22 protein-coding genes are annotated in these 23,930 nt (G+C 63.4%); 15 read left to right on the forward strand and 7 right to left on the reverse strand.

The features are described 5' to 3' along the window. The first annotated feature begins 34 nt into the window (after nt 1-34). The 3 genes from P0D84_RS19140 to P0D84_RS19150 are packed head-to-tail and all read left to right on the forward strand — an operon-like array spanning nt 35 to nt 2,045. Nucleotides 35-940, forward strand: coding sequence for a biotin--[acetyl-CoA-carboxylase] ligase (locus P0D84_RS19140; RefSeq protein WP_408338917.1), 906 nt, complete (start codon nt 35-37; stop codon nt 938-940). Further along, entirely contained in the window at nt 937-1,752 is an 816-nt protein-coding gene (locus P0D84_RS19145; protein ID WP_408338919.1) for a type III pantothenate kinase, read from the forward strand. The genes P0D84_RS19140 and P0D84_RS19145 overlap by 4 nt, the downstream gene beginning before the upstream one ends. A 53-nt stretch (nt 1,753-1,805) precedes the next feature. Further along, nucleotides 1,806-2,045: a hypothetical protein gene (locus P0D84_RS19150; RefSeq protein ID WP_408338921.1), complete on the forward strand. Its 240-nt coding sequence runs from the start codon at nt 1,806-1,808 to the stop codon at nt 2,043-2,045. 3 nt (nt 2,046-2,048) lie between these two features. Here the strand turns inward: P0D84_RS19150 and rfaE2 are convergent, their stop codons facing one another. The 6 genes from rfaE2 to P0D84_RS19180 all read right to left on the reverse strand — a co-directional run bounded on the left by rfaE2 (nt 2,049) and on the right by P0D84_RS19180 (nt 8,832). Further along, a complete protein-coding gene (gene rfaE2 / locus P0D84_RS19155; RefSeq protein WP_408338923.1) occupies nt 2,049-2,531 on the reverse strand; it encodes a D-glycero-beta-D-manno-heptose 1-phosphate adenylyltransferase in 483 nt (160 codons plus the stop codon). A 174-nt stretch (nt 2,532-2,705) separates the two neighbouring features. Next, on the reverse strand, nt 2,706-3,578 hold the full coding sequence (locus P0D84_RS19160) for a ferritin family protein (RefSeq protein ID WP_408231716.1): 873 nt from the start codon (nt 3,576-3,578) through the stop codon (nt 2,706-2,708). A 586-nt stretch (nt 3,579-4,164) separates the two neighbouring features. Then, nucleotides 4,165-4,971 carry a PhaM family polyhydroxyalkanoate granule multifunctional regulatory protein gene (locus P0D84_RS19165; RefSeq protein ID WP_408338925.1) on the reverse strand — a complete coding sequence of 269 codons (807 nt, stop codon included), beginning with the start codon at nt 4,969-4,971 and terminating at the stop codon, nt 4,165-4,167. A gap of 177 nt (nt 4,972-5,148) precedes the next feature. Next, nucleotides 5,149-6,030 (reverse strand): enoyl-CoA hydratase/isomerase family protein, encoded by an 882-nt coding sequence (locus P0D84_RS19170; RefSeq protein WP_408338927.1) that lies wholly within the window; start codon nt 6,028-6,030, stop codon nt 5,149-5,151. A gap of 189 nt (nt 6,031-6,219) precedes the next feature. Further along, entirely contained in the window at nt 6,220-7,470 is a 1,251-nt protein-coding gene (locus P0D84_RS19175) for an ABC transporter substrate-binding protein (RefSeq protein WP_408338929.1), read from the reverse strand. A gap of 378 nt (nt 7,471-7,848) precedes the next feature. After that, the gene (locus tag P0D84_RS19180) at nt 7,849-8,832 is read right to left on the reverse strand and encodes a fumarylacetoacetate hydrolase family protein (protein ID WP_408338931.1); all 984 of its coding nucleotides are present in this window, start codon (nt 8,830-8,832) and stop codon (nt 7,849-7,851) included. Between the two features lie 259 nt (nt 8,833-9,091). Here P0D84_RS19180 and P0D84_RS19185 point away from each other — a divergent pair, with 259 nt between their 5' ends. From P0D84_RS19185 to P0D84_RS19215, 7 genes are all read left to right on the forward strand, one after another. Then, nucleotides 9,092-9,979, forward strand: a complete 888-nt coding sequence (locus tag P0D84_RS19185; protein WP_408338933.1) for an IclR family transcriptional regulator — start codon at nt 9,092-9,094, stop codon at nt 9,977-9,979. Between the two features lie 218 nt (nt 9,980-10,197). Continuing rightward, on the forward strand, nt 10,198-11,532 hold the full coding sequence (locus P0D84_RS19190; RefSeq protein WP_408338935.1) for a DUF3108 domain-containing protein: 1,335 nt from the start codon (nt 10,198-10,200) through the stop codon (nt 11,530-11,532). Between the two features lie 161 nt (nt 11,533-11,693). Then, nucleotides 11,694-12,482, forward strand: a complete 789-nt coding sequence (locus P0D84_RS19195) for an alpha/beta fold hydrolase (RefSeq protein WP_408338937.1) — start codon at nt 11,694-11,696, stop codon at nt 12,480-12,482. Nucleotides 12,483-12,599: 117 nt separating this feature from the next. After that, nucleotides 12,600-12,857 carry a BTH_I0359 family protein gene (locus P0D84_RS19200; RefSeq protein WP_007179533.1) on the forward strand — a complete coding sequence of 86 codons (258 nt, stop codon included), beginning with the start codon at nt 12,600-12,602 and terminating at the stop codon, nt 12,855-12,857. Nucleotides 12,858-13,121: 264 nt separating this feature from the next. Continuing rightward, the gene (locus tag P0D84_RS19205) at nt 13,122-14,192 is read left to right on the forward strand and encodes a homocysteine S-methyltransferase family protein (protein ID WP_408338939.1); all 1,071 of its coding nucleotides are present in this window, start codon (nt 13,122-13,124) and stop codon (nt 14,190-14,192) included. Between the two features lie 37 nt (nt 14,193-14,229). Next, nucleotides 14,230-17,010 carry a methionine synthase gene (gene metH / locus P0D84_RS19210; RefSeq protein WP_408339896.1) on the forward strand — a complete coding sequence of 927 codons (2,781 nt, stop codon included), beginning with the start codon at nt 14,230-14,232 and terminating at the stop codon, nt 17,008-17,010. Between the two features lie 158 nt (nt 17,011-17,168). Beyond that, nucleotides 17,169-17,378 (forward strand): acid-shock protein, encoded by a 210-nt coding sequence (locus P0D84_RS19215; protein WP_408338941.1) that lies wholly within the window; start codon nt 17,169-17,171, stop codon nt 17,376-17,378. A 188-nt stretch (nt 17,379-17,566) separates the two neighbouring features. Here P0D84_RS19215 and P0D84_RS19220 read toward each other — a convergent pair whose 3' ends face one another. Next, on the reverse strand, nt 17,567-17,893 hold the full coding sequence (locus P0D84_RS19220) for a DUF1840 domain-containing protein (protein ID WP_408338943.1): 327 nt from the start codon (nt 17,891-17,893) through the stop codon (nt 17,567-17,569). Between the two features lie 447 nt (nt 17,894-18,340). Here P0D84_RS19220 and argS point away from each other — a divergent pair, with 447 nt between their 5' ends. From argS to P0D84_RS19245, 5 genes are all read left to right on the forward strand, one after another. After that, entirely contained in the window at nt 18,341-20,131 is a 1,791-nt protein-coding gene (gene argS, locus P0D84_RS19225) for an arginine--tRNA ligase (protein WP_408338945.1), read from the forward strand. A 61-nt stretch (nt 20,132-20,192) separates the two neighbouring features. Then, entirely contained in the window at nt 20,193-21,023 is an 831-nt protein-coding gene (locus P0D84_RS19230) for an SPOR domain-containing protein (protein ID WP_408338947.1), read from the forward strand. A gap of 169 nt (nt 21,024-21,192) precedes the next feature. Further along, nucleotides 21,193-21,831 (forward strand): thiol:disulfide interchange protein DsbA/DsbL, encoded by a 639-nt coding sequence (locus P0D84_RS19235; protein ID WP_408338949.1) that lies wholly within the window; start codon nt 21,193-21,195, stop codon nt 21,829-21,831. A 16-nt stretch (nt 21,832-21,847) separates the two neighbouring features. Beyond that, on the forward strand, nt 21,848-22,621 hold the full coding sequence (locus P0D84_RS19240; protein WP_408338951.1) for an SDR family oxidoreductase: 774 nt from the start codon (nt 21,848-21,850) through the stop codon (nt 22,619-22,621). A 3-nt stretch (nt 22,622-22,624) separates the two neighbouring features. Then, nucleotides 22,625-23,518, forward strand: coding sequence for a cobalamin-binding protein (locus tag P0D84_RS19245; RefSeq protein WP_408338953.1), 894 nt, complete (start codon nt 22,625-22,627; stop codon nt 23,516-23,518). The last annotated feature ends 412 nt before the right edge of the window (nt 23,519-23,930 follow it).

Raw genomic sequence — 23,930 nt, forward strand, 5'->3', positions numbered from 1 at the left:
GCTCGCAGCGTTCGCTGTCGCTACAATATGAGACATGAACGCTTCCAAGACCCCACCCCAAGCCGCCGCGGCTTCCGACTGGCGTATCGACCGCGAGCGCGCCGTCGCGCTATTCGGTCCGCATGCGCACGACTGGCCGATCGAAATCGTCGAGGAAACCGGCTCGACCAACGCCGACCTGATGACGCGCGTCAAGGCATTGCCGCGCAAAGCCGACGCGCTGCCAAGGCCGATCGTGCGGGTCGCGTATCTGCAAACCGCCGGCCGCGGCCGGCGTGGCCGCCCATGGTACGCGGAGCCGGGCAATGCGCTGCTGTTTTCGGTGGCGTGCGTGCTGCCGCGTCCGCTCGAAGGGCTGGCGGGATTGAGTCTCGCGGTGGGCGTGGCGCTGGTCGACGGATTGCGCTCGTTGCCGGTCGCGGGTCCTGGACAGATCGCACTGAAGTGGCCTAACGACGTCCTGCTCGAAGGCGACAAGCTGGCCGGCATCCTGATCGAAACCGCATGGAGCACGGATGACGCGAGCGCCGTGGTGATCGGCATCGGTACCAATGTGAAGGGCGCGGACGAACTCGCCGCCAAGGTCGGCGCGCTGAACGCGAACGTGCCGGCGCAAGCGCGCGGCACCGTGCCCACCGCGCTGCAACGCGCGCTGCCGAATGCGAACCTCACCGACACGCTGGCGGCGGAACTGAACGCGCTCGAACCTGCATTGCAGCGCTTCGGCGCGGAAGGCTTCGCGCCGTTCCAGGCGCGCTGGAACGCCGTGCACGCCTATGCGGGCCGCGAAGTCGTGCTGCTGGAACAAGGCCGGGAACTGGCGCGCGGCGTGGCGACGGGTGTCGACGAACTCGGGCAATTGCTGCTCAGCACGGCGGCGGGCCGCCTGAGCGTCGCGACCGGTGACGTCTCGCTGCGTCTGGCCGACGGTGCTGCATGACGAGCGGCGCGCCTTATCTGTTGATCGACGCGGGCAATAGCCGCATCAAGTGGGCGCTGGTTCAGCCGGACGGTGCGCCAATCGTAGCCGGGGCGCTCACGCACGGCGGCGCTGACCAGCCTGACTGGTCGAATGTGCCGGCTCCGGACAGCGCGTGGATATCGAACGTCGCGGGCGAAAGTGTCGCTGCGCGGATTGCCGCACTCCTCGACGTTCGCTGGCCGCACCTGCCGCGCACGACGATCCGCGCCAGCGCGCAGCAGTGTGGTGTGACTAATCGCTACACAACGCCGCATGCGCTCGGCAGCGACCGCTGGGCCGGCCTGATCGGGGCGCATGCGGCATTTCCCGGCGAGAATCTGCTCATTGCGACCTTCGGCACCGCCACCACGCTCGAAGCGCTGCGTGCGGACGGCTGCTTTGTCGGCGGCCTGATTGCGCCTGGCTGGACCTTGATGATGCGCTCGCTCGGCGAGCACACGGCGCAACTGCCGACACTCGACGCCACGGCGGCGCGCGGCTTGCTCGACGCGACCACGCCGTCGGAGCGGGAACGCGACGGCCCATTCTTCGCGACCGACACGCCGCGGTCGTTGTCGGCCGGATGCACGTTGGCGCAAGCCGGTTTGATCGAGCGCATGTGGCGCGACTTGCAGGACGAATGGCAGGTGCCGGTGCGCCTCGTGGTGAACGGCGGCGCGGTGGACGAAGTGACAAGTGCGCTCAAAGTGCCGCATACTCGCCACGATTCGCTGGTGCTGTCGGGACTTGCGCTGATTGCTGCCGAACGCGCGATGGAACGCGACGCCTGAGCCGCGACTATACGGATAACGACAGCTGAACTTATGGACGGGGAATACTAACGATGCTGCGCTGGCTGATCGCCATATTGTTTCTTGCCAACATGCTGGCATTCGTCGCGATGCGCGGCGTATTCGGCCCGACGCCCACAGCCGGCGGCCGCGAGCCGAACCATCTGAACCGCCAGTTCCATGCAGAATGGTTAAAGGTGCAGCCCGTTACAGCTGCCGAAGCCGCCGACCAGGCGGTAGTAGGCGGCCCGGTGCCGGCTGCGCCGGTAGCGGCATCGGCGCTGTCGCAGTAAAGATCACCCCTGCGCCCGCACCTTCTTCAGCAACGCGGTGGTCGAGCGCTCATGCTCGAAGGGAATCGCCAAAGCCTTGCCGCCCCAGCCTCGCACAATGGCCGATTCGGGCAACACATCCATGTCGTAGTCGCCACCTTTGACGAGCACGTCCGGCCGCAGCGCCGAAATCAGCTCCACGGGCGTCTTCTCGCCAAAACAAACCACGTAATCGACGCTCTCCAGCGCCGCCAGCAACGCCATCCGATCGGCCTCGTTGTTGATTGGCCGGTCGTCCCCTTTGCCCAGCATGCGCACGGAAGCATCGCTATTGACGCCGACAATCAGGCAAGCGCCGAGCGCTTTCGCATCGGCAAGATAAGTCACATGCCCGCGATGCAGGATGTCGAACACGCCGTTGGTAAATACAACCGGCGCAGGCATCGAAGCGCGAAGCTTCACCAACCCATCTCGCGAAAAAATCTTGCGTTCAAAAATGGCGGCCATGACGGAGTCGCGAAGAAAATAGAAGTGCCGCCACGATACACGACGAACGGCATGAAGCAAAACGGCCCAGCAAGCTCACGCCTGCCGGGCCGTTCTTAAAAACCTTAACCGGTTCGCGGCGCTAGCGCCGGATCGGACTCAAACCGCAGACTTAACCCCGCGAACCGGAACCCATCAAGCCGGCTGTTCCGCCGACTTCTGAGCGGCCTGCAAGCGCGCGACGACTTCCTTGCGATAACGGTTCAATTCCTGCGCCGTATTGAACGTGCGCTCGAACAGAATTGACAGGTTGTGCAGAATCCGCTCGACCACCTTCTTTTCCCAGCCGTCGTCGAAACGGATCTGTTCGTCGAGCCAGCGTTCGAGCCATTCCGGATCCGGCAAACGCGATTGAATCGTGTCGCGCGGGAACAGCGCCTGATTCACGTGCAGGTTGGTGGGATGCAGCGGCTTTTCGGTGCGGCGCGCCGATGCCATCAGCACACCGATCTTGGCGAACGCAGCGCGCGCGATATCGCCGGTTTGCACCATCGCTTTCTTCATGTAGCGCAGATACGCGCCGCCATGACGCGCTTCGTCGCGCGAAATGGTTTCGTAGATGGCCTTGATGACCGGCTCGGTGTGCCATTCGGCCGCACGGCGATACCAGTGATTCAGGCGGATTTCGCCGCAGAAGTGCAGCATCAGCGTTTCGAGCGGGGGCGCTGGATCGAATTCGAAGCGCACTGCGTGCAGTTCTTCTTCGGTCGGGCACATTTCCGGCTTGAAGCGGCGCAAATATTCCATCAGCACCAGCGAATGCTTCTGTTCCTCGAAGAACCACACGCTCATAAACGCGGAGAAATCGCTGTCGTGATGGTTGTCACGCAGGAACATTTCCGTGGCGGGCAACGCCGACCATTCGGTGATCGCATTCATCTTGATCGTCGCGGCCTGCTCGTCGGTCAATAGCGATGCGTCGAACTTGTCCCAGGGAATGTCTTTCTCCATGTCCCATCGAACGGATTCGAGCGATTTATAAAGTTCCGGATAAAGCATGGTGTTCATAGTCCCACCCCTGTTCTGCGCATACTGTCTGTGTCTGTAACTACTACGTGTAGTACTTTTGCTGATGACGAACTAAACGCACCGTGTTGTGCGCCGTTTATCGGCCAAGCATTCAATTTTACGCGGTAATCTGCCGGCTAGATGCACCGGACGGCAAAGAAGTCCAGCCGTTTGCGCGGCGCTGCTAACCAGAAGTTACGCGCTACGCGGCCAACCGTGGGTGAGGGATACCCTATGCCTGAAGTCGAGCCAGGTTGCGATGAATCCGCACCGTCCAGCCCTGCGCCGGGTAACCGGCGGCGAAATGGAGCAAGGGCGGCTGGATTGGTTGTTTTTCGCGCACGCCCAAAAGCCAAATGAAGCTTACACAATGATAGCACGCTGACTTTACGAATCCCTGCCCCAAGAGCAGCAATTCCCGCGCCCGATTGACCTCTCTCAATAAACCACCCGTTCCGCGGAGTGTCGCCGACGATCGGGGTCAAAACCATGACAGGCGGCAAATTCTACTCGTTTGCGCCGCCCAGACCAATGGTCTCTGCGCCGCCCGCCGGGTGGGTGGCGCTGCTTGACTCCATTCCCGCCGCTAAATAGATTTTTTCGCCGCCCGCGGGCCAGCGCTCGAACTGCCTGTGCGCTTCGCGGACGTTGAAGTCGATGTCGCGGCCCGCTTCGCCGCCGGCCGTCTGGTTGCGGGCCCTGCGTCTGCCGCAGCCTGATCCGGCGCCTCGGCCGCCTTGCCTGCCGCGGCCGAAGCGCCGGACGCACCTTCCGGCGCGTCCGTGTCCGAATCGCCTGATACGGCGGCTGCCGCACCTGGCTGCGCCACCGCAAACTGGGCGATCTGATTGAACTGCGATTGCAATAGATTCCACCAGGCGGAGGCGTCGAACGGCGGCGTCGCGGCGGCGGCCTCGCCTTCGTCGGCTGCCGGCTCGGGCGCGGCCGATGAGCTCGCACCGGTCGAAGCCGATGCGGCTTCCGGATGCGGCCAGCCAGTCGGCGAGGGACTCGGCGCGGCAGTCGCCGAAGCGGGCTGCGCCATCGACGACTGTGCGAACGCGCCGAACGCACGCAGCGTCGCGAGCGTGGCGCGCTGCACTTCGAGCGCCTGAATGGCGGACTGCAGCATGTTCAGATTCAGCTTGAGCCACTGCTCGACGGCACGCATGTCGGTGATGCGCTTGTCGAGTTCTTCGACGTTGGTCAGCGGCGCCATCATGTCGGACATCATCGACAGCGACGGCCCGAGGCTGCTGCCAGCCTGCGCGCCCGAGAATGCCGAACCGAACGGCGAGAGACGCATCATGCCCCACATCTGTTCGAGCATTTCAGCGGGCGGAAAACCGGGAAAGCCGGGAAACGGCGGCGTAGTGCCAGGTGTATCGGTCATGCTTGTCGCCTCGCTGCATAAGGGGAAGGAAATAGCGCCATCCCGCGCGCGTCTGATTCGATCATACCGCGCGTGGCGCTGCGAACCGCGCTTAGTTTCGGCTGCCGTTTGCCCACTCGCGCCGCAGCTCAGGTGCCGACCGGCGGGGCTTTGCGCAATACGCGCCGGTCTCCGGTTTCAGGAACGCCCATCGCCCGGCGCGTGCCGCGGTTGCCCACGCCACGGGTCCGCGCCGCCAAAATCCGGCGCGCGCCGCTCGCGCAGCGAGTTCACGCCTTCGCGCACATCGGGCCCGGCGAAACCCATGAATTCCAGCGCCAGCGACGTATCGAATGCCGGCCCTGCCGAGCGCAACCAGTTGTTCAACGCGTACTTGGTCCAACGAATCGCCGTTTGCGAGCCGTTGGCCAGTTTTTGCGCGACTTCGAATGCTTTGGGCCGCAGATCGCTTTCGTCGACGGCAAGCGACACGAGACCGATCCGCTCGGCCTCTTCACCGCTTACCGGCTCGCACAGAAGCAGGTAATACTTGGCTTTCGCCATGCCGCACAGGAGTGGCCAGACGATGGCCGCGTGGTCGCCGGCGGCGACCCCCAAACGCGTGTGACCGTCGATAATGCGCGCCGATTTCGTTGCGATCGAGATATCGGCGAGCAGTCCGGCGACGAGGCCTGCGCCGACGGCCGGCCCGTGCATCGCCGAAACGATTGGCTTGCTGCAATTGATCACGTTGTAGACCAGATCGCGCGCTTCACGCCACACGCGTGCGCGGACGTCGAAATCAGTCGCCATGTCTTCGACCAGTTGCAGGTCGCCGCCGGCCGAAAAGCCCTTACCCTCGCCGCGAATGATCGCCACGCGTGTTTCGGGATCCCGATCGATGTCGCGCCAGACTTCGGCGAGTTCGAAGTGCATCCGCGCGTTGGCGGTGGCAAGTCCGCTTTTGTTCGCGCCCTCGCCGCTCATCACGACTTCGAGCACGCCGTGTGGATGGCGGTGCAGTTGCAGCGACTGGTAGTGCGCGTAAAACGCGTCGTTACGGTGTGGTGCCTGAGACATGGTATGCAATCCGTCTATCGGTACGTCTGTTGAAACCGTTGGCCTAGTGGCACTTTGGCGCATTCCGCGCATTCGGTGCATTCGGTGCATTCGGTGCATTCGGTGCATTCGGTGCATTCGGTGCATTCGGCACATTTCGGCACATTCGGCGCTACGTCAACACGAAACCGGCGCCTATTCAGTGCAAACTCAGCGCGGCTGATAAACCCACTTCGCATTCTTGATTTCGACCATCACACGCGCCCGTTGATCGAGCCCGAGGTGATCCGTGGCGCTCATGTTGACCACACCATTAGTATCCGCGAGACCGTGTGTCGCTTCCAGCGCATCGCGCAATGCACGGCGAAATTCCGGCGTGCCGGGCGTGCCGGCCTTGAGCGCGATCGGGATCGCGTTGCCGAGCAGCATACCGGCGTCCCACGTGTACGAACCGAACGCCGACACGCTGCCCGGTCCGCGCAATGCTTCGAAGCGCGTGATGTAGTCGAGCGCGAGGCGCTTGGCCGGATGGTCTGCCGGCAGTTGCGCGGCGACCAGTACCGGGCTTGCGGGCAGGAACGTGCCGTTGCAATCGGCGCCGCATACGCGCAGGAAGTCGTTATTGCCGACGCCATGATTGTGATAGATCAGCCCTTTGTAGCCGCGCTCCCTGAGCGTCTTCGGCGGCAACGCGGCCGGCGTGCCGGCCGCGCCGACCACCACCGCATCCGGATGGGTCGCGAGAATCTTCAGGACCTGGCCGGTCACACTCGGATCGGTGCGATTGAAGCGCTCGCTCGCCACCATGCTGATGTGATGCAACTGCGCGAATTTGGCGACCTCGGTGTAGAAGGTCTCGCCGAGCGCATCCGCCTGACCGATGAACGCGATGGTTTTGACGCCGTGCGCACTGGCGTGCTCGGCGATCGCCGATGCCATCATCGCGTCGGTCTGCGGAGTCTTGAAGACCCAGTGGCGTTTCGCATCCACCGGTTCGATGATTTTCGCCGACGAGGCCAGCGAGATCATCGGTGTTTCGCCATCGGCCACCACATCGATCATCGAAAGCGAATTCGGTGTGATCGACGAGCCGATGATCGCGTCGACGTGATTCTCGGAGATCAGCTTCTTGGTGTCCTGCACGGCCTGCGTGGTGTCGGAAGCGTCGTCGAGCACGATGTACTCGACGCTCTGGCCGCCGATCTGTTTGGGCAGCAGCGTGGCGGTATCGCGCGCGGGAATGCCGAGCGACGCGGCCGGTCCGGTCAGCGACAGCACAAGGCCGATCTTCACTTGCGCGAGAGCGATGGCGGGTAGCGTGGCACACAGCGCGGCGGCCAGGCGGGCGATGCCACGCCGCAATGTCGTGGCGCGCTTGTTCGATGCGCGAGTCGTTGTTGCGCGTACGTTCGATGCGCGAGCGCGTTGGGTTTTTCGTTCAAAGGATTCAAATCGCGGCATGCTGTCTCCTCACGTCGGTTTTTCGTTTTTGATGGACTGCCGATCTGCTGCTTGTGTCCTGCCGTCCTGCTTGTGTCCTGCCGTCCTGCTTGTGTCCTGCCGTCCTGCTTGTGTCCTGCTGTGCTGCTTGTATCCTGCCTGGGTTCTAATTACGTGCCGCTTCGCGGTGTACGTGCTGCTTCGCGTTGGTTCACGTTGGTTCGCCCTGATTCACACTCGTTTCGCACTCAACGGACAGTCGCTACCCCGAGGCCGCCGCCGCCGCGCCAGTCAGTGTAGCGGCGCGTTGTGGCGGCGGCATCGGGCGAAACCCTTTCGTAGAGGGCGAAGCGCGTGGGGTCGCGATCTTGGCTCCGCGTACCGCGCAAAACCAGCGCCTCAATCCAGCGGCGCGATGCCCTGATCGATCGAACCGAAAATCGACTTGCCTGCTTCATCGAACATTTCGATTCTCACGGTATCGCCGAACTTCATGAATTCGGTCTGCGGCGCGCCGTGCTCGATGGTCTCGAGGCAGCGCTTTTCAGCGATGCAGCAGTAGCCGCGTTTCGCATCCTTGTTCGACACCGTGCCCGAGCCGACAATCGCGCCGGCGCGCAGGTTGCGCGTTTTCGCCGCATGCGAGATCAGTTGGCCGAAGTGGAACACCATGTCGGTGCCGGCGTCCGGCTGGCCGACCTTCCTGTTGTTCCAGTGGACGATCATCGGCCGATGCACGCGCCCTTCGCGCCAGCTCTCGCCGAGTTCGTCAGGCGTCACCGCGACCGGCGCGAACGACGTGGCCGGCTTGCTCTGAAAAAAGCCGAAGCCCTTCGCGAGCTCGACGGGGATCAGATTGCGCAGCGAGACGTCGTTGACGAGCGTCACCAGACGCACGCTCCGGAGTGCCTGATCGGGCGTGGCACCCATCGGCACGTCGGTGGTGATCACGGCGACTTCCGCTTCGAAGTCGATGCCGAATTCTTCAGATGCGCACAGTACGTCGTCTTTTGGGCCGATGAAGTCGTCGCTGCCGCCCTGGTACATCAACGGATCGGTCCAGAATTCCGGCGGCATTTCCGCGCCACGCGCGCGGCGCACCAACTCCACATGGTTCACGTACGACGAACCGTCGGCCCATTGGAACGCGCGCGGCAGCGGCGCCATGCATTCCTTGGCCTCGAACGGGAAAGTGTTGCGCGCGCGGCCCTGATTGAGCGCGTCGTACAGGTCCTGCAGTTGCGGCGCGTAGAAGGCCCAGTCGTCGAGCACGCGCTGCATGGTGGGCGCGATCGCGTCGGCGACGGCCGCGGTGTGTAGATCGCGGGACACGACGATCAGCTGGCCGTCGCGCGTGCCGTCCTTCAGCGTGGCAAGTTTCATAGAGGAGTGAACCGTTAGTGACGATAGAAGGAATCTATTCTACGATGGTGAATCGGCGCGGCCCAAGTAGTGTCGTCCAGTGGACGTGTTGGACTGCGGCGGCGGTGGCTGCCGCACTCCACTTATGGCCGACGGCCAGACCAGGCTGTCGGGTCTGCTTGTCGGGTCCGGTCGCAAACCCGGTAGCCGGGCTCGACGGGGAGCCTCGCCCGACACTCCTTTCTCACTGTCTTTTGAACGCGCTCCATGCGCCTCGCTCATGCCTCCAATTGCCCGCTCCGGCGCGATCCGTACCGACACCGGCTCCGCCGAACCGCTCGAAGCACCCGAATCCGATGACGAAAACGTCGAGACTGGCGAGGAAAAGCTGCGCTCCGGCATCCAGTCGATCGAAGTCGGCTTTAGATTGCTCGAGGTGCTGACCCACGAACCGCGCGCCATGATGCTGCGCGATCTGGCGCAACGTGCGGGCATGAGTCCGGCGAAAGCACACCGCTACCTCGTGAGTTTCCTGCGCCTCGGCGTCGTGGCGCAGGATCCGCTGTCGGGTCGCTACGAACTGGGCGGCTTCGCATTGCAATTGGGGCTCGCGCGGCTTGCCCGCGTCGATGGCGTGAAGCTCGCGCGCATTGCGCTTGCCGAACTGCGCGACCGGCTCGATCTGACAGTGGGCATCGCAGTGTGGGGCAATCAGGGGCCAACGATGGTTCACTGGATGGAATCGAGCCATCCCGCCAAGGCGTCGCTCAAGCTCGGCGACGTGATGCCGCTGCTCAGCTCCGCCACCGGTCTGCTGTTTGCCGCCTATCTGCCGGCGAGCAAGACCGCCGCGATGCTCGAGCGCGAATTGGCCGATTCGCGCCGTTCCTCGCACATGGGCGGCCCGCGCACGCGGGACGAGGTCGAACGGGTGCTGGCCGACGTGCGGCAGCACGAAGCAGCGCGTGTGGAAGGCATGTTGCTGCCGACCATCCACGCATTCTGCATGCCGGTGTTCGACTCGACCGGCGACCTCGCGCTCGGCCTGACCGCGCTCGGTCACGAAGGCGCGTTCGACATCCATTGGGGTGGCGAGATCGATTCAGCGCTGCGCGAATGTGCGCAGAAGCTTTCGTACGAACTGGGCTATAGTGCGGCGCCGCGCTGATGTGCTGATGCCGATGCGCCGATGCGCCAATGCCGATATGCCGATGCGCTGAGGATGGACTGAGTCCGGGAACATCGTTCGCCGGCGGGCGGTCGAAACCGATCGCTGCCTATTCGGCGCTCCTGCTCGACGGCTCTTACGGTTGCCGCCACGCGCGGCGCTCCGTGAGCACCTCCGGCCTATCCCGTTACCAACCGTCCGTTCGAATTCATTCGCCCATGTCCTCACCTTCTGCCACACGCCGCTCTGATCGCACGCCGCCCGCCGGGCCGCGCGCCGGTTTGCGGGTGTGGCGATGGCTTGCCGTTCTGCTGGTGGTGGCCGTCCTGCACTGGATTGCGGCGCAATGGGTCGAGCGCAACCGCGCGACGCTGAATCCGTCGGACAAGGAACGCGTCCCCGTGCAGGTCGCACTGCTGACACCCGAACGCATCGAGCGCAAACCCGCCGCCGACGTGCCGCAACCCGCGACGCCAGTCCCGGCGCATAAGCCCGCCGCGAGCAAGCCGCGTGAACATGTGCTCACGGCGACGCAACCGGCAAGGCAGACGCCCGCGGTCGTGGCCGCATCGGATGCCGCCGCGAGCGCATCGGCCGCAGCGAGCCCCCCCGATGTCAACGCCAATGCGGGCGCAAACGCCACCGGCGCAGCCAGCGCCCCCGCCGCCAGCGCGCCCCAGGCTTCAGCGGGCGTGAAATTCTCCGTACCGCCATCTGGAGAACTGGCATATGACACGTTTTACAACGGCGTGCGCAATCAGCCCGGCACGATCCACTGGACGAGCAACGCCCAGAGCTACGAGATGGTCGTCTCCGTGCCGCTGCCGTTCGTCGGCACGTTCGTGTATTCGAGCCATGGCCGCATCGACGCATTCGGCCTCGCGCCGGATCAGTACATCGAAAAGCGCGGCCATCGTCCGGAAGACGTGGCGATTTTCAATCGCACCGACAAAAAGATCGCCTTCACGCGGACACCGGCCTCGCTGCCGCTGCCCGACGGCGCACAAGACCGATTCAGCATGGTGATGCAACTCGCCAGCCTCGTGCGCGGCGACCCCGCCGCCTACAAGCCGGGCGTGACGCGGCAATTCTTCGTGGTAGATAGCAACAGTGGCGAGAACTGGCCCGTCGAGACGATCGGCGACGAGACGATCCGCACCGCGCAGGGTTACCTCGAGACGCGCCACTTCAAACGCTTGCCTCGCCATGACGGCGATCTACGTCGCATCGACGTATGGCTCGCGCCGTCGCTCGGCTGGCTGCCCGCGCGCATCATGCAGACTGAGCCGAACGGCACAGAATTTGAATTGGTGTGGCGCGGCAAGCTCAATGCGGACGACGCCGGTAGTCCGGCGACCAGCGCCGAAGGCACCAGCGGCTCTGGTGCCGCTGCTGGTCCTGGTAGCTCTGGTAGCTCTGGTAGCTCTAATGGCCTTGGCAGCACCGATAACGCCGGCAATTCTTCGCCAGACAATTCGACAACCCGGCCCCCCACCGCCACCCCCGCAAATACGCCCGAAACCGTTCCCGGCAATCAGCCCGAGAAGCCCTGACAGCGAGTAGGGTCTCGAACAGGTCGCTGAAACTTCCGCGACAGGACTCACTCGCACAAGAGCTGCAACCGTTCGCGCGGTCGCCGCCGCGTATATCTCGTGACGACGGCAGAAGCGCGCGCAAACGGCCCATCCACTGCGTTCCCCTCCAAGGAGCCCGCATGCAAGTGAAAATCAACGGCATCGAGACGCGCTATGTACTGAGCAATGAGGGCGGCGGCCCGTGGCTGACGTTCATTCATCAACTCGGCGGCGATCTGTCTGTGTGGGACCAGCTCGCCGGCTATTTCCGCGACGACTACACCGTGTTGCGCTACGACGTGCGGGGCCACGGCGAAACAGCGGTAGCGAGCGAGCCTTTCGCCATTGCCGATCTGTCCAGTGATCTCGTCGAGTTGCTCGATGCACTTGACGCACCCACCACGCATATTGTCGGCATGTCGATCGGCGGCATGATCGCGCAGCAATTCGCGCTGGACCATCCGTCGCGCATCGATACGCTGACCCTTGCCGACACCGCCGGCGCAACCTTGCCTGAGGCCCGCGCGGTATGGGATCAACGCGCAGCGGCGGTGCGCACGAACGGCGTGACATCACTGGTGCCCGCGACATTGAGCCGCTGGCTGACACCTGATTTTCAGGCAGCGCATCCCGAAGCAGTCGAGCAGATCCGTGATGTGCTAAGCCATACGTTGTCAGAAGGCTACGCCATGGCGTGCGAAGCGCTGCGCGATTTCGATGTACGCAGTAAGCTGGGAACAATCCGTCGCCCGACGTTGGCCGTGGCGGGCCGTCACGACACGGGCACGCCACCTGCTGCTACGCAGGCAATAGCAGACGCCATCGAAGGCGCGCAGTTCGAACTGCTCGAGGCCGCTCATCTTGCGCCCATCGAGCAATCTCACCGTTTTGCTGCACTGCTTGAAACGTTTCTTGAAAGGCCGGTCTAACCGGTAGGTTCGGAACTTTACAAGCGTCAATCCGGACCCACCCCTTGAATTCCACACCACAAGCTCCACCTATGGCGCAGGAATGGCCAGGAGCCAACGGAAATAAGGAGTGTCGCCATGCAAATGATCTACAACAGCCCCAACTATTGTGTCGTCGAGTTCCCGCCACAGGAAGGTCCGCTGGCCATGAAGTCGGGTGGCTACGAGATCGTCGACAAGAACATGCAGCGCGAAATCTACATTGACGGCGCAATGGCGGCGCGTTTTCGCGAGCATGTGCAAAAGTTGATCGAAGAGGAACCGTCGCTGGATGAAGTAGACGAATTCCTCGGGCAGTTCGACAGCTTGATGCATCAACCGGTGATCCTTCACTAACTGAAGGGTTTGGCGTAACGGTTTGGCGACATATATCGACCGCGCCGACCGGCTCAGCCGGCGGCATTTACAAGTCGGTCAGCTGTAATGACACGGCCCAGCAGGTTTTCACCTGACTGGGCCGTTTTCTTTGCTGACCGTCTCATGCCATAACGGCCACAGCCACGCCGCTCTCCGGCCCGCGCCCGGCGAAACCACCCCGCAGCGGCTACAATGACAGGTTTCCCGAAAACCCGAAAAAGCCGGCGCAAGCCCACGTCCGCCATGAACCAGCCTGCTCAAACCGCCACGCCAGTCCGTCCCGACGCCGCCTACACGCGCGGCGCGGCGTTGCCCGCGCTGCTCAAGTCGCGCATCCTGATCCTGGACGGCGCAATGGGCACGATGATCCAGCGCTACAAACTCGACGAGGCCCGCTATCGTGGCGAGCGCTTCAAGGACTATGGGCGCGACATCAAAGGCAACAACGAGTTGCTGTCGATTACCCAACCGCAGATCATCAGCGAGATTCACGAGCAGTATCTCGCGGCGGGCGCGGACATCCTCGAGACCAACACGTTCGGCGCCACCACGGTTGCGCAGGCCGACTACGGGATGGAAGACCTTGCCGTCGAGATGAATCTCGAATCCGCGAAGCTGGCGCGCGCCGCCTGCGACAAATACTCGACGCCGGACAAGCCACGCTTTGTCGCCGGCGCGATTGGACCGACGCCGAAAACGGCGAGCATTTCCCCTGACGTAAACGATCCGGGCGCGCGCAACGTGACCTTCGACGAACTGCGCGCCGCGTACTACGAGCAGGCGAAGGCGTTGCTCGACGGCGGCTGCGATCTGTTCCTCGTCGAAACGATTTTCGACACGCTCAATGCCAAGGCCGCGCTGTTCGCGCTGGACGAACTGTTCGAAGACACCGGCGAGCGTCTACCGATCATGATCTCGGGCACCGTCACCGATGCATCGGGCCGGATTCTCTCGGGACAAACCGTCGAGGCCTTCTGGAACTCACTGCGTCATGCCAGGCCGCTCACGTTCGGTCTGAACTGCGCGTTGGGCGCGGCGCTGATGCGCCCGTACATTGCGGAACTGGCAAAGCTGTGCGACACCTATGTGTCGTGCTATCCGAACGCCGGTTTGCCGAATCCGATGAGCGATACGGGCTTCGACGAGCTGCCGGCGGATACATCGGGATTGCTGAAAGAGTTCGCCCAGGCAGGTCTCGTGAATGTCGCCGGCGGATGTTGCGGCACGACGCCGGAGCATATTGCGGCCATTGCCAAGGCGCTGGCCGAAATAAAGCCGCGCCAATGGTCGACCCAATACCGCGACGCAGCCTGAGTCCGACGGCTCGTTCTCGAGCTGCCGCTCTTCCGCGATCGAACCCGACGCACGTGACCGCACGCAACCGAAACGCACGCAACCGAAACGTACCTACGCCATGACCGATCACACCATGCGTCTTTCCGGCCTCGAGCCGTTCAACGTCACCTCAGGGACGCTCTTCATCAACGTCGGTGAGCGCACCAACGTGACCGGTTCGAAGGCGTTCGCGCGAATGATCCTGAACGACCAGTTCGACGACGCAATCGCGGTCGCGCGGCAGCAGGTCGAAAACGGCGCCCAGATTATCGACGTCAACATGGACGAGGCCATGCTCGATTCGAAAGCGGCGATGGTCCGCTTCATGAATCTGATTGCCTCGGAGCCGGATATCGCGCGCGTGCCGATCATGATCGACTCATCGAAATGGGAAGTGATCGAAGCCGGTCTGAAGTGCGTGCAAGGCAAGGCAATCGTCAATTCCATCTCGCTGAAGGAAGGCGAAGAAGCGTTCCGCCATCACGCGAACCTGATCCGCCGTTACGGTGCGGCCGCGGTGGTGATGGCCTTCGACGAGCAAGGCCAGGCCGATACGTTCGAACGCAAGACGCAGATCTGCAAGCGCTCCTACGATTTCCTCGTGAACGAAGTCGGCTTCCCGCCCGAAGACATCATCTTCGATCCGAACATCTTCGCGATTGCAACCGGCATCGAAGAGCACAACAACTACGCGGTCGACTTCATCAACGCGACGCGCTGGATCAAGGAAAACCTGCCGTACGCAAAAATCAGCGGCGGTGTCTCGAACGTGTCGTTCTCGTTCCGCGGCAACGATCCGGTGCGCGAGGCGATCCACACTGTGTTCCTCTATCACGCGATTCAGGCGGGGATGGACATGGGCATCGTCAACGCGGGTCAGCTCGGCGTGTATGCCGATCTCGATGCGGAGTTGCGCGAGCGTGTTGAAGACGTGGTGCTGAATCGCCGTGAAGACGGCACCGATCGTCTGCTGGAAATCGCCGACAAGTTCAAGACCGGCGCCGCGAAGAAGGAAGAGAACCTCGAATGGCGTAACCAGCCCGTCGAGAAGCGTCTGTCGCATGCGCTGGTGCACGGCATCACCAACTTCATCGTCGAAGACACCGAGGAAGTGCGCGCGAAGATCGCCGCGGCCGGCGGCCGTCCAATCAACGTGATCGAGGGCCCGCTGATGGACGGCATGAACGTCGTCGGCGACCTGTTCGGTCAGGGCAAGATGTTCCTGCCACAAGTCGTGAAGTCGGCGCGTGTGATGAAGCAGGCCGTCGCGCATCTGATCCCGTACATCGAAGAAGAAAAGAAGCTGCTCGCCGAAGCCGGCGCCGACGTGCGCGCGAAAGGCAAGATCGTCATCGCCACCGTGAAGGGCGACGTGCACGACATCGGCAAGAACATCGTTTCGGTGGTGCTTCAGTGCAATAACTTCGAAGTGGTCAACATGGGCGTGATGGTGTCGTGCAACGACATTCTCGCAAAGGCAAAGGTCGAGGGCGCGGACATCATCGGCCTCTCGGGACTGATTACGCCGAGCCTCGAAGAGATGGCCTACGTCGCCTCGGAAATGCAGCGCGACGACTACTTCCGCGTGAAGAAGATTCCACTGCTGATCGGCGGCGCGACTACCTCGCGCGTGCACACCGCCGTGAAGATCGCGCCGCACTATGAAGGCCCGGTGGTGTACGTGCCGGATGCATCGCGCTCGGTTTCCGTGGCGTCGAGCCTGCTGTCCGACGAAGGTGCGGCCAAATACGTGGAAGATCTGAAGGCCGATTACGACCGCATCCGCGATCAGCACGCCAACAAGAAAGCGTTGCCCATGGTCACGCTCGCCGAAGCCCGCGCGAACAAAACCAAGGTTGATTGGGCAGGCTACCAGCCGGTCAAGCCGAAGTTCATCGGCCGCCGCGTGTTCAAGAACTTCGATCTGAACGAGCTGGCGAACTACATCGACTGGGGTCCGTTCTTCCAGACCTGGGACCTCGCCGGCCCGTACCCTGCGATCCTGAACGATGAGATCGTCGGCGAATCGGCGCGCCGCGTGTTTTTGGACGGCAAGTCGATGCTCTCGCGCCTGATCCAGGGCCGCTGGCTGCAAGCTAACGGCGTGATCGCGCTGCTGCCGGCCAACACGGTGAACGACGACGACATCGAAATCTACACGGACGAATCACGCTCGGAAGTTGCGCTCACGTGGCGCAACCTGCGCCAGCAAAGCGTGCGGCCGGTGGTGGACGGCGTGATGCGGCCGAACCGGTCGCTCGCCGACTTCATCGCGCCGAAGGATTCGGGCGTGGCCGACTACATCGGCATGTTCGCGGTCACGGCTGGGCTCGGCGTGGACGTGAAGGAAAAGCAGTTCGAAAAAGATCACGACGACTACAGCGCGATCATGCTGAAGGCGCTCGCCGACCGCTTCGCCGAAGCCTTCGCCGAAGCACTGCATGCGCGCGTGCGCCGCGACCTGTGGGGCTTCGCGAGTGCGGAAACGCTCTCGAACGAAGACCTGATCGCCGAAAAGTACCGTGGCATCCGTCCGGCGCCGGGCTATCCGGCCTGCCCGGATCACCTCGTGAAGCGCGACATGTTCGACGTGCTGCAAGCCACCGAAATCGGCATGAGCGTGACGGAATCGCTGGCCATGCTGCCGGCGGCAAGCGTGTCCGGCTTCTATCTGGCGCATCCGGACAGCACCTATTTCTCGGTCGGCAAGATCGGCCAGGACCAGTTGGAAGATTACGCAAACCGCATGTCGCTGTCGAAAACAGACGCTGAACGAGCCTTGGCACCTTTGCTGTAAGCCTTGCTGGGCGGGCAACCTACTATATCGGGCACGCTAGGCTGAAGATTTGCGGCAGTGTAATTTTCGGCTTTGTAGACTGAAAATGGTTTCAACCCGCCAGACGCGGCCAAAATGCGTCGGCTTATCTAATTGCAATCGTCAACGGAGAGAATCGTATGAAGAAGCTGACGCTGTTATTGACTGCTGTTTCGCTTGCCGCTGGCGCTTCGGTCGCGCAGGCGCAACCGGCCGCGCCTGCCGGTTCCAGTGCGGTCAGTTCGTATTCGCCGCCGGTCGCGAAGCACGTCAAGAAACCGAAGAAGACGAAAATGAAGAAGGGTGCGTCGGCTCCGGTGGCCGCCCCGGCGGACGCCGCCAGCCAGTAAGCAGGACGGCCACGTCGGTCGATCCAGTGCGGTAAACGACAAAGAGCCCGCTCAGCGTGGGCTCTTTTCATGGGTGCGTCAAAATTGCATCGAGGCTGCCTGAGCACGGCTCGCTCTGGGTTCCCGCGCTCAGCGCTGCCTCACCCTGCCGGCGTGGCGGGCGCCACCGCACGCGTGCAACGCCAGCATCAGATGCCCCAGACGATATCCGAGTTTTCCTTCTGCGCGGCACGCAGCATGTCGAGGAACGGATACGCGCGCTGCGCGAGTCCCGGCGGAATTTCATGATGCTCGTGGCCGTCTTCGCCTTCGTGGAAATGGCCATCGTGCTCGGCACGTTCCTGTTTGTCGAAGCTGATCGCCGCCTCGAGTTTGCTGATCGCGACGGCAAGTTCGTCGTGGGTAATCACGCCACGTTCACCCAGCCGCTTGCCGACGATGCCGACGAGGTACTGGGCAAGGTTCTCCAGCATCATCACGTCCGGGCAGGCCCGACATTTGAAAGTAATCAACATGACTGTTCCCTTTTTCGTTATGTTCGATCGACGCTCGGGCAGCCCGAAATCGGCGGCCGGCGCGCGTTACGTTGACACACCGATCAGATACGGCGGCCACGGCCCTTGTTGGGCATCTCATTGAACATATTAGCACCTGCTAAAATCCGTCTGGACGGAAAAGCGCGCCGCAATGCACTGCGCGCGGCGTAACGCAGGCGGCATGGCTGGCCCGGTTGGCCGCAACCCACATGCCGCCGCGCCAGGCCGCAGCAGCAAGCGTCTCGTCATGTCGCCGCACCGCGCTAAAGCGTTGCACGCAACGTGCCTGATGACGGCCCAATGTGCCCCGGCGCGTCCCGGCGGGTGTATCGCCGCTTTCCACGCTTCTGACGAATCGGTTGCGCCTCGCGCGCGGCCGGCGCCTCTTCCGCATCACCGGATTGCCTCACTGGACTCGCAACAAGCATGCTGCCCGCACATAAACATACCCTCGAAACACTGCTCGCCGACACGGTGAAACAAGTGGCGCTTGCGTCCCAGGGCGCGAGCGAAGCCGCCTTCGTCTCGCCCACCATCACGCTTGAGCGTCCCAAGGTCGCCGCGCACGGCGACGTCGCCTGCAATGTGGCAATGCAACTCGCCAAGCCGCTGCGTGCCAACCCGCGCCAGCTGGCGCAACAGATCGTCGACGCGCTGCTTGCGCAGCCGCAGGCCAAGGGTCTCGTGGAGGCCGCCGAAGTCGCCGGCCCCGGCTTCATCAACCTGCGCCTCGCGGCGGCCGCCAAGCAAGCGGTGATCGCCGCCGTCTTCGCTGAAAAGGATGCTTTCGGCCGCTCGCAGCGCGACGCCGGCAAGCACGTGCTGATCGAATTCGTCTCGGCCAACCCGACCGGTCCGCTGCACGTCGGCCACGGCCGCCAGGCCGCGCTCGGCGACGCGCTCTCGAACGTGCTGGCCTCGCAAGGCTATGACGTCCACCGCGAGTTCTATTACAACGACGCCGGCGTGCAGATTCACACGCTCGCCGTGTCCACCCAGGCGCGTGCCCGCGGCATCGCCCCGGGCGACCAAGGCTGGCCGGCCTCGGCGTACAACGGCGAGTACATCGCCGATATCGCGAAAGACTATCTGAATGGCGCCACGGTTGCCGCGAGCGACGGCGAGCCCGTCACGGGCGCGGGCGACGTCGAAGATCTCGAAGCGATCCGCCGCTTCGCGGTGGCCTACCTGCGCCGCGAGCAGGACATGGACTTGCAGGCGTTCGGCGTGAAGTTCGACCAGTACTACCTGGAGTCGTCGTTGTACAAGGAAGGCCGCGTCGAGAAAACCGTCGCGGCGCTGATCGCCGCCGGCAAGACCTACGAACAGGAAGGTGCGCTGTGGCTGCGCACCACCGACGACGGCGACGACAAAGACCGCGTGATGCGCAAGAGCGACGGCACCTACACGTACTTCGTGCCGGACGTCGCCTATCACGTCGCCAAGTGGGAGCGCGGCTTCACCAAGGTCATCAACGTTCAGGGCTCGGACCACCACGGCACGATCGCGCGCGTGCGCGCCGGCCTGCAAGGTCTCGGCATAGGTATTCCGAAGGGCTATCCCGACTACATCCTGCACAAGATGGTCACGGTGATGCGCAACGGCGAGGAGGTGAAGATTTCGAAGCGCGCCGGCAGTTATGTGACAGTGCGCGACCTGATCGAATGGTCAGGCGGTGCGACGCCGGGCTCGGAAGCCGCCGTCGATCTGATCGACGAAGAGACAATTCGCCGCGGCCGCGACGCCGTGCGCTTCTTCCTGATTTCGCGCAAGGCCGATACGGAATTCGTGTTCGACATTGACCTGGCGTTGAAACAGAACGACGAAAATCCAGTGCACTACGTGCAGTATGCGCATGCGCGGATCTGCTCGGTCATCGCCGAATCCAGGGCGCGCTACAACACGGACGAAAGCACGCTGGCGGAGGTGGACGTCTCGCCGCTCACCAGCGAACGCGCCATGGCCCTGTTGAACAAGCTCGCCGAGTTCCCGGACATGCTGCAACATGCGGCCGACGAACTCGCGCCGCACGCGGTCGCGTTCTATTTGCGCGACCTCGCCGGGGAATTCCACTCGTTCTACAATGACAGAGCCGAACGCGTGCTGGTCGACGACGCCGCCGAGCGCAATGCGCGCGTCGCGCTGCTTGCGGCCACGCGCCAGGTGCTGGCCAACGGTCTCGCGACGATCGGCGTCTCCGCTCCCGTCAAGATGTAAGTCCTCCGGCGCAACATGCATGCGGCCGTCGTTATAATCGACGGCCGTTCCTGGATTCTTTTTGCAGGTGATTCATACGATGGCAAAACCACGCCGCACAACAAAGCAATCGCAATCGAAACAAACCGGGGGGACTTTTCTCGGCATCGTGCTGGGCCTGATCGTCGGTCTCGCGATCGCGGTAGTGGTGGCGCTGTATATCACCCGTGCGCCCACGCCGTTCGTCTCGAAGGTCGCGCCGCCGGCAACGCCCGACACCGGCGCGAGCCAGGCGCAGCAATACGACCCGAACCGTCCGCTGCAAGGCAAGACGCCGGGCCTGCCGGTGCCGCAAGCCGCACAACCGGCGCCGCCGAACACCGCACCGGGTCAAACCAACCCGCAGACGCAGTCCGGCATGCTGGAAGAACCGCAGATCGTCGAAGTGCCGCCGGCAAACGGCAACGCAAGCGGCAATGCGAACGGTACGGCAGTCGCACCGAAACCCGCGCCGGAAAACGACAACGGCACGGCCGCCGTGCCGGCGAAAAAGCCGCAGGTCTCCAGCGCACCGGCCGCCACCGCGGCAGGCTCGGCGCCGAAGAACACGTCGGCCAGCGCGGCTGCCAACGCCAAGGCGGGTTCGGGCGCGGCACCGGCGCCTGGTGATGCGAACACCGGCTATTTCCTGCAAGTGGGCGCCTACAAGACGTCGGCCGATGCCGAGCAGCAGCGTGCGCGTCTCGCCTTCCAGGGCTTCGAATCGAAGGTTACGCAGCGCGATGCAGGCGGCGTGACGTATTACCGTGTGCGCATCGGGCCGTTCTCGAAGTTCGAAGACATGAATTCGAGCCGTCAGCGTCTGTCCGACGCGGGCGTGGATACCGCGGTGATCCGCTTCACGAAGCAATAAACCAACAATAAACAACGGTGATTTGCAGGGACGCGCCGCCGCCGAACCATCGGCGTGCGGCGCGTGTCACAAGCACAACGGACGACTAGAGCGTCTAACGCCGAATCTGGAAACGGTGACGGGCATTGCGTGGCGTCACCGCTTTACCGCCTACTTGGATCGACAACACATGAAAAAACTGCTGAGCATTCTGTTCCTCTCGCTGGGCCTGGTTGCTGCCACGGCGCATGCATCGCCTGCCGCGCCGGTATCCGGCAAGGACTACACCGTGCTGCCCACGCCGCAACCTACGGACGTGCCGGCCGGCAAGATCGAAGTCACCGAATTCTTCTGGTACGGTTGCCCGCACTGCAATGAATTCAACCCGTTCCTCGAAGCATGGGCGAAGAAGCAAGGTCCGGACGTGGTGTTCAAGCGCGTACCGGTTGCCTTCCGCGACGACTTCATTCCGCACTCGAAGATGTACCACGCGCTCGACGCATTCGGGCTCGCTGCTCAACTCACGCCGAAGGTTTTCAATGAAATCCACGTCAACAAGGACTACCTGCTGACTCCGGAAGATCAGGCCAAATTCCTCGCGAAGAACGGCGTCGATCCGAAGAAGTACATGGACGCGTACAACTCGTTCTCCACGCAAAGCGCGCTGCAGAAAGACAAGAAGTTGCTCGACGACTACAAGATCGACGGCGTGCCGACGCTGGCTGTGCAGGGCAAGTACGAAACCGGCCCGGCCGCGACCGACAGCCTGCCGGGCACGATCCAGGTCCTCGACTATCTGGTGCAGCAGATCCGCGCCAAGAAGATGTAATAGCCGAGACGCCGGAATGAGTTCACCCCTGAAGGTTTTCATTACCGGCGCCTCGAGTGGCATCGGCCTCGCGCTCGCCGCCGAATATGCGCGGCGCGGCGCGATTCTCGGCCTGGTTGCCCGCCGCGGCGACGCCCTCGCCGCTTTCCAGCAGTCCCATCCGCAGCATTCCATCTCCATCTATTCCGTCGACGTCCGCGACGCCGAGGCGCTCGCCGAAGCGGCCGCGCAGTTCATCGCGCAACACGGTTTGCCGGACGTCGTGATCGCCAATGCCGGCATCAGCCGCGGCGCGGTCACCGGGCACGGCGATCTGCGCACCTTCCGCGAAGTGATGGACGTCAACTACTTCGGCATGGTCGCCACCTTCGAGCCGTTCGCCGCCGCGCTGGCCGCCGCGAAGACAGGCACGCTGGTCGGGATCGCCAGCGTCGCCGGCGTGCGTGGCTTGCCGGGGTCGGGCGCGTACAGCGCGTCGAAGTCGGCCGCGCTCAAGTATCTGGAAGCGTTGCGCGTCGAGATGCGGCCGCTGGGCGTCGGCGTGGTCACCATCGCGCCCGGCTATATCCGCACGCCGATGACCGAGCACAACCCGTACACCATGCCGTTCCTGATGGACGCCGAGCGCTTCGCGGTGAAGGTCACCCGCGCGGTCGAACGGCAGACGCGCTTCGCCGTGTTTCCGTGGCAGATGCGCATCGTGGCGGCGCTGCTGCATGTGCTGCCGCGCCGGCTCTACGACCTCGCGTTCGAACGCGCGCCGCGCAAGCCCCGCGTCGTCGCCGAATAAATCATGCAGCCGCGTGCGGTCGATGCAGCCGGCGTCGCGCACGAAATGGCGGGCGCCTATGCGTCGGGCGTCGATACGCGCGGCGCTCCTGGGTCGGGCGTCGATACGCGCGGCGCGCCCCCCTCCGGCGCCAATGTCCGCATCGTCTCGCTGGTGCCGAGCATCACCGAATTGCTGTTCGCTTTGGGGCTCGACAGGCAGATCGTCGGGCGCACCGGTTTTTGCGTGCATCCGCACGACAAGGTGCGGCAGGTGCGCAAGGTCGGCGGCACGAAGGCCGTCAACATCGATGCGATTCGTGCTTTGCGGCCCACCCATCTGATCGTCAATATCGACGAGAACGAGCGCGATACCGTCGAGCAGTTGCGCGCGTTCGTGCCGCATATCGTCGTCACCCATCCGCTAACGCCGCAGGACAATCTCTCGCTGTACTCATTGCTGGGCGCGATTTTCGGCCGCGCGCAAGAGGCGCAGCGCTTGAGCGAGGCGCTCGAAGCGCGTCTGCGCGAAGCCGCCGCGCAGGCGTTTCCCACGCAAAACGTGTTGTATCTGATCTGGCGCGAGCCGTGGATGACAGTCGCACGCGATACCTATATCTCGGCGATGCTGCGGCTCGTGAACTGGCAGACGCTACCTGATGTGGAAGGCGGACCGGCAGGCGCCGCGCGTTATCCCACGCTCGACTTCGATCACGCGCCGTGGCTAGCCGGCATCGATCGCATACTGCTCTCCAGCGAGCCGTATCGCTTCACGCAAGCGCATTGCGACGCGCTGAAGCGCGATCCGCGTCTCGCCGGCAAGCGCATTGAGTTGATCGATGGGGAACTGGTGTCGTGGTACGGCGTGCGCGCGATTGACGGCATCGGTTATCTGCTCGGGCGCGCGGTCGCATCATGAGCGCTGGCGCAAAGCCCTGGCCACCGAGTAGCGCCGCCTGACGCTCGCATTAGCCGCGTTACTGCCGCACGCCGCCTGGAGAGGACCTTGGGCGAAGCCACTGCCACACACCGCTTGGAGACGACCCTGGGCGAAGCCACTGCTGCACGCAGCCTTGAGACGACCTTGGGCGAAGCCACTGCCACACGCCGCCTGGAGACTACCTTGGGGAAGCCACTGCGCGAGGCCGTGCCCCGCACAGCGACTCCCGCTGCCCATATGGATATGCGGATTAATTTGTTGTCGCCGCAACCACCCTTCGATAAGCTTTCGCGAAGGCCGAGACGCGCATGGGCTATAGCAGCCAAACCATGCGCCAGCGCCGGAAACGTATCACAATAAAGACGACGGCCAGACCGGCCACCGATCACCG

This window comes from Paraburkholderia sp. RL17-337-BIB-A, assembly GCF_046025895.1.
Classification (GTDB): domain Bacteria; phylum Pseudomonadota; class Gammaproteobacteria; order Burkholderiales; family Burkholderiaceae; genus Paraburkholderia; species Paraburkholderia fungorum_C.

Coding starts and splice junctions, on each gene's coding strand:
- argS (WP_408338945.1), top strand. CDS start 18,341: ATGCTGCCCGCACATAAACATACCCTCGAAACACTGCTCGCCGACACG.
- P0D84_RS19205 (WP_408338939.1), top strand. CDS start 13,122: ATGAACCAGCCTGCTCAAACCGCCACGCCAGTCCGTCCCGACGCCGCC.
- P0D84_RS19185 (WP_408338933.1), top strand. CDS start 9,092: ATGCCTCCAATTGCCCGCTCCGGCGCGATCCGTACCGACACCGGCTCC.
- P0D84_RS19245 (WP_408338953.1), top strand. CDS start 22,625: ATGCAGCCGCGTGCGGTCGATGCAGCCGGCGTCGCGCACGAAATGGCG.
- P0D84_RS19140 (WP_408338917.1), top strand. CDS start 35: ATGAACGCTTCCAAGACCCCACCCCAAGCCGCCGCGGCTTCCGACTGG.
- P0D84_RS19175 (WP_408338929.1), bottom strand. CDS start 7,470: ATGCCGCGATTTGAATCCTTTGAACGAAAAACCCAACGCGCTCGCGCA.
- P0D84_RS19215 (WP_408338941.1), top strand. CDS start 17,169: ATGAAGAAGCTGACGCTGTTATTGACTGCTGTTTCGCTTGCCGCTGGC.
- P0D84_RS19190 (WP_408338935.1), top strand. CDS start 10,198: ATGTCCTCACCTTCTGCCACACGCCGCTCTGATCGCACGCCGCCCGCC.
- P0D84_RS19150 (WP_408338921.1), top strand. CDS start 1,806: ATGCTGCGCTGGCTGATCGCCATATTGTTTCTTGCCAACATGCTGGCA.
- P0D84_RS19145 (WP_408338919.1), top strand. CDS start 937: ATGACGAGCGGCGCGCCTTATCTGTTGATCGACGCGGGCAATAGCCGC.
- P0D84_RS19195 (WP_408338937.1), top strand. CDS start 11,694: ATGCAAGTGAAAATCAACGGCATCGAGACGCGCTATGTACTGAGCAAT.
- P0D84_RS19180 (WP_408338931.1), bottom strand. CDS start 8,832: ATGAAACTTGCCACGCTGAAGGACGGCACGCGCGACGGCCAGCTGATC.
- P0D84_RS19165 (WP_408338925.1), bottom strand. CDS start 4,971: ATGACCGATACACCTGGCACTACGCCGCCGTTTCCCGGCTTTCCCGGT.
- P0D84_RS19160 (WP_408231716.1), bottom strand. CDS start 3,578: ATGAACACCATGCTTTATCCGGAACTTTATAAATCGCTCGAATCCGTT.
- rfaE2 (WP_408338923.1), bottom strand. CDS start 2,531: ATGGCCGCCATTTTTGAACGCAAGATTTTTTCGCGAGATGGGTTGGTG.
- P0D84_RS19240 (WP_408338951.1), top strand. CDS start 21,848: ATGAGTTCACCCCTGAAGGTTTTCATTACCGGCGCCTCGAGTGGCATC.
- P0D84_RS19200 (WP_007179533.1), top strand. CDS start 12,600: ATGCAAATGATCTACAACAGCCCCAACTATTGTGTCGTCGAGTTCCCG.
- P0D84_RS19235 (WP_408338949.1), top strand. CDS start 21,193: ATGAAAAAACTGCTGAGCATTCTGTTCCTCTCGCTGGGCCTGGTTGCT.
- P0D84_RS19170 (WP_408338927.1), bottom strand. CDS start 6,030: ATGTCTCAGGCACCACACCGTAACGACGCGTTTTACGCGCACTACCAG.
- P0D84_RS19220 (WP_408338943.1), bottom strand. CDS start 17,893: ATGTTGATTACTTTCAAATGTCGGGCCTGCCCGGACGTGATGATGCTG.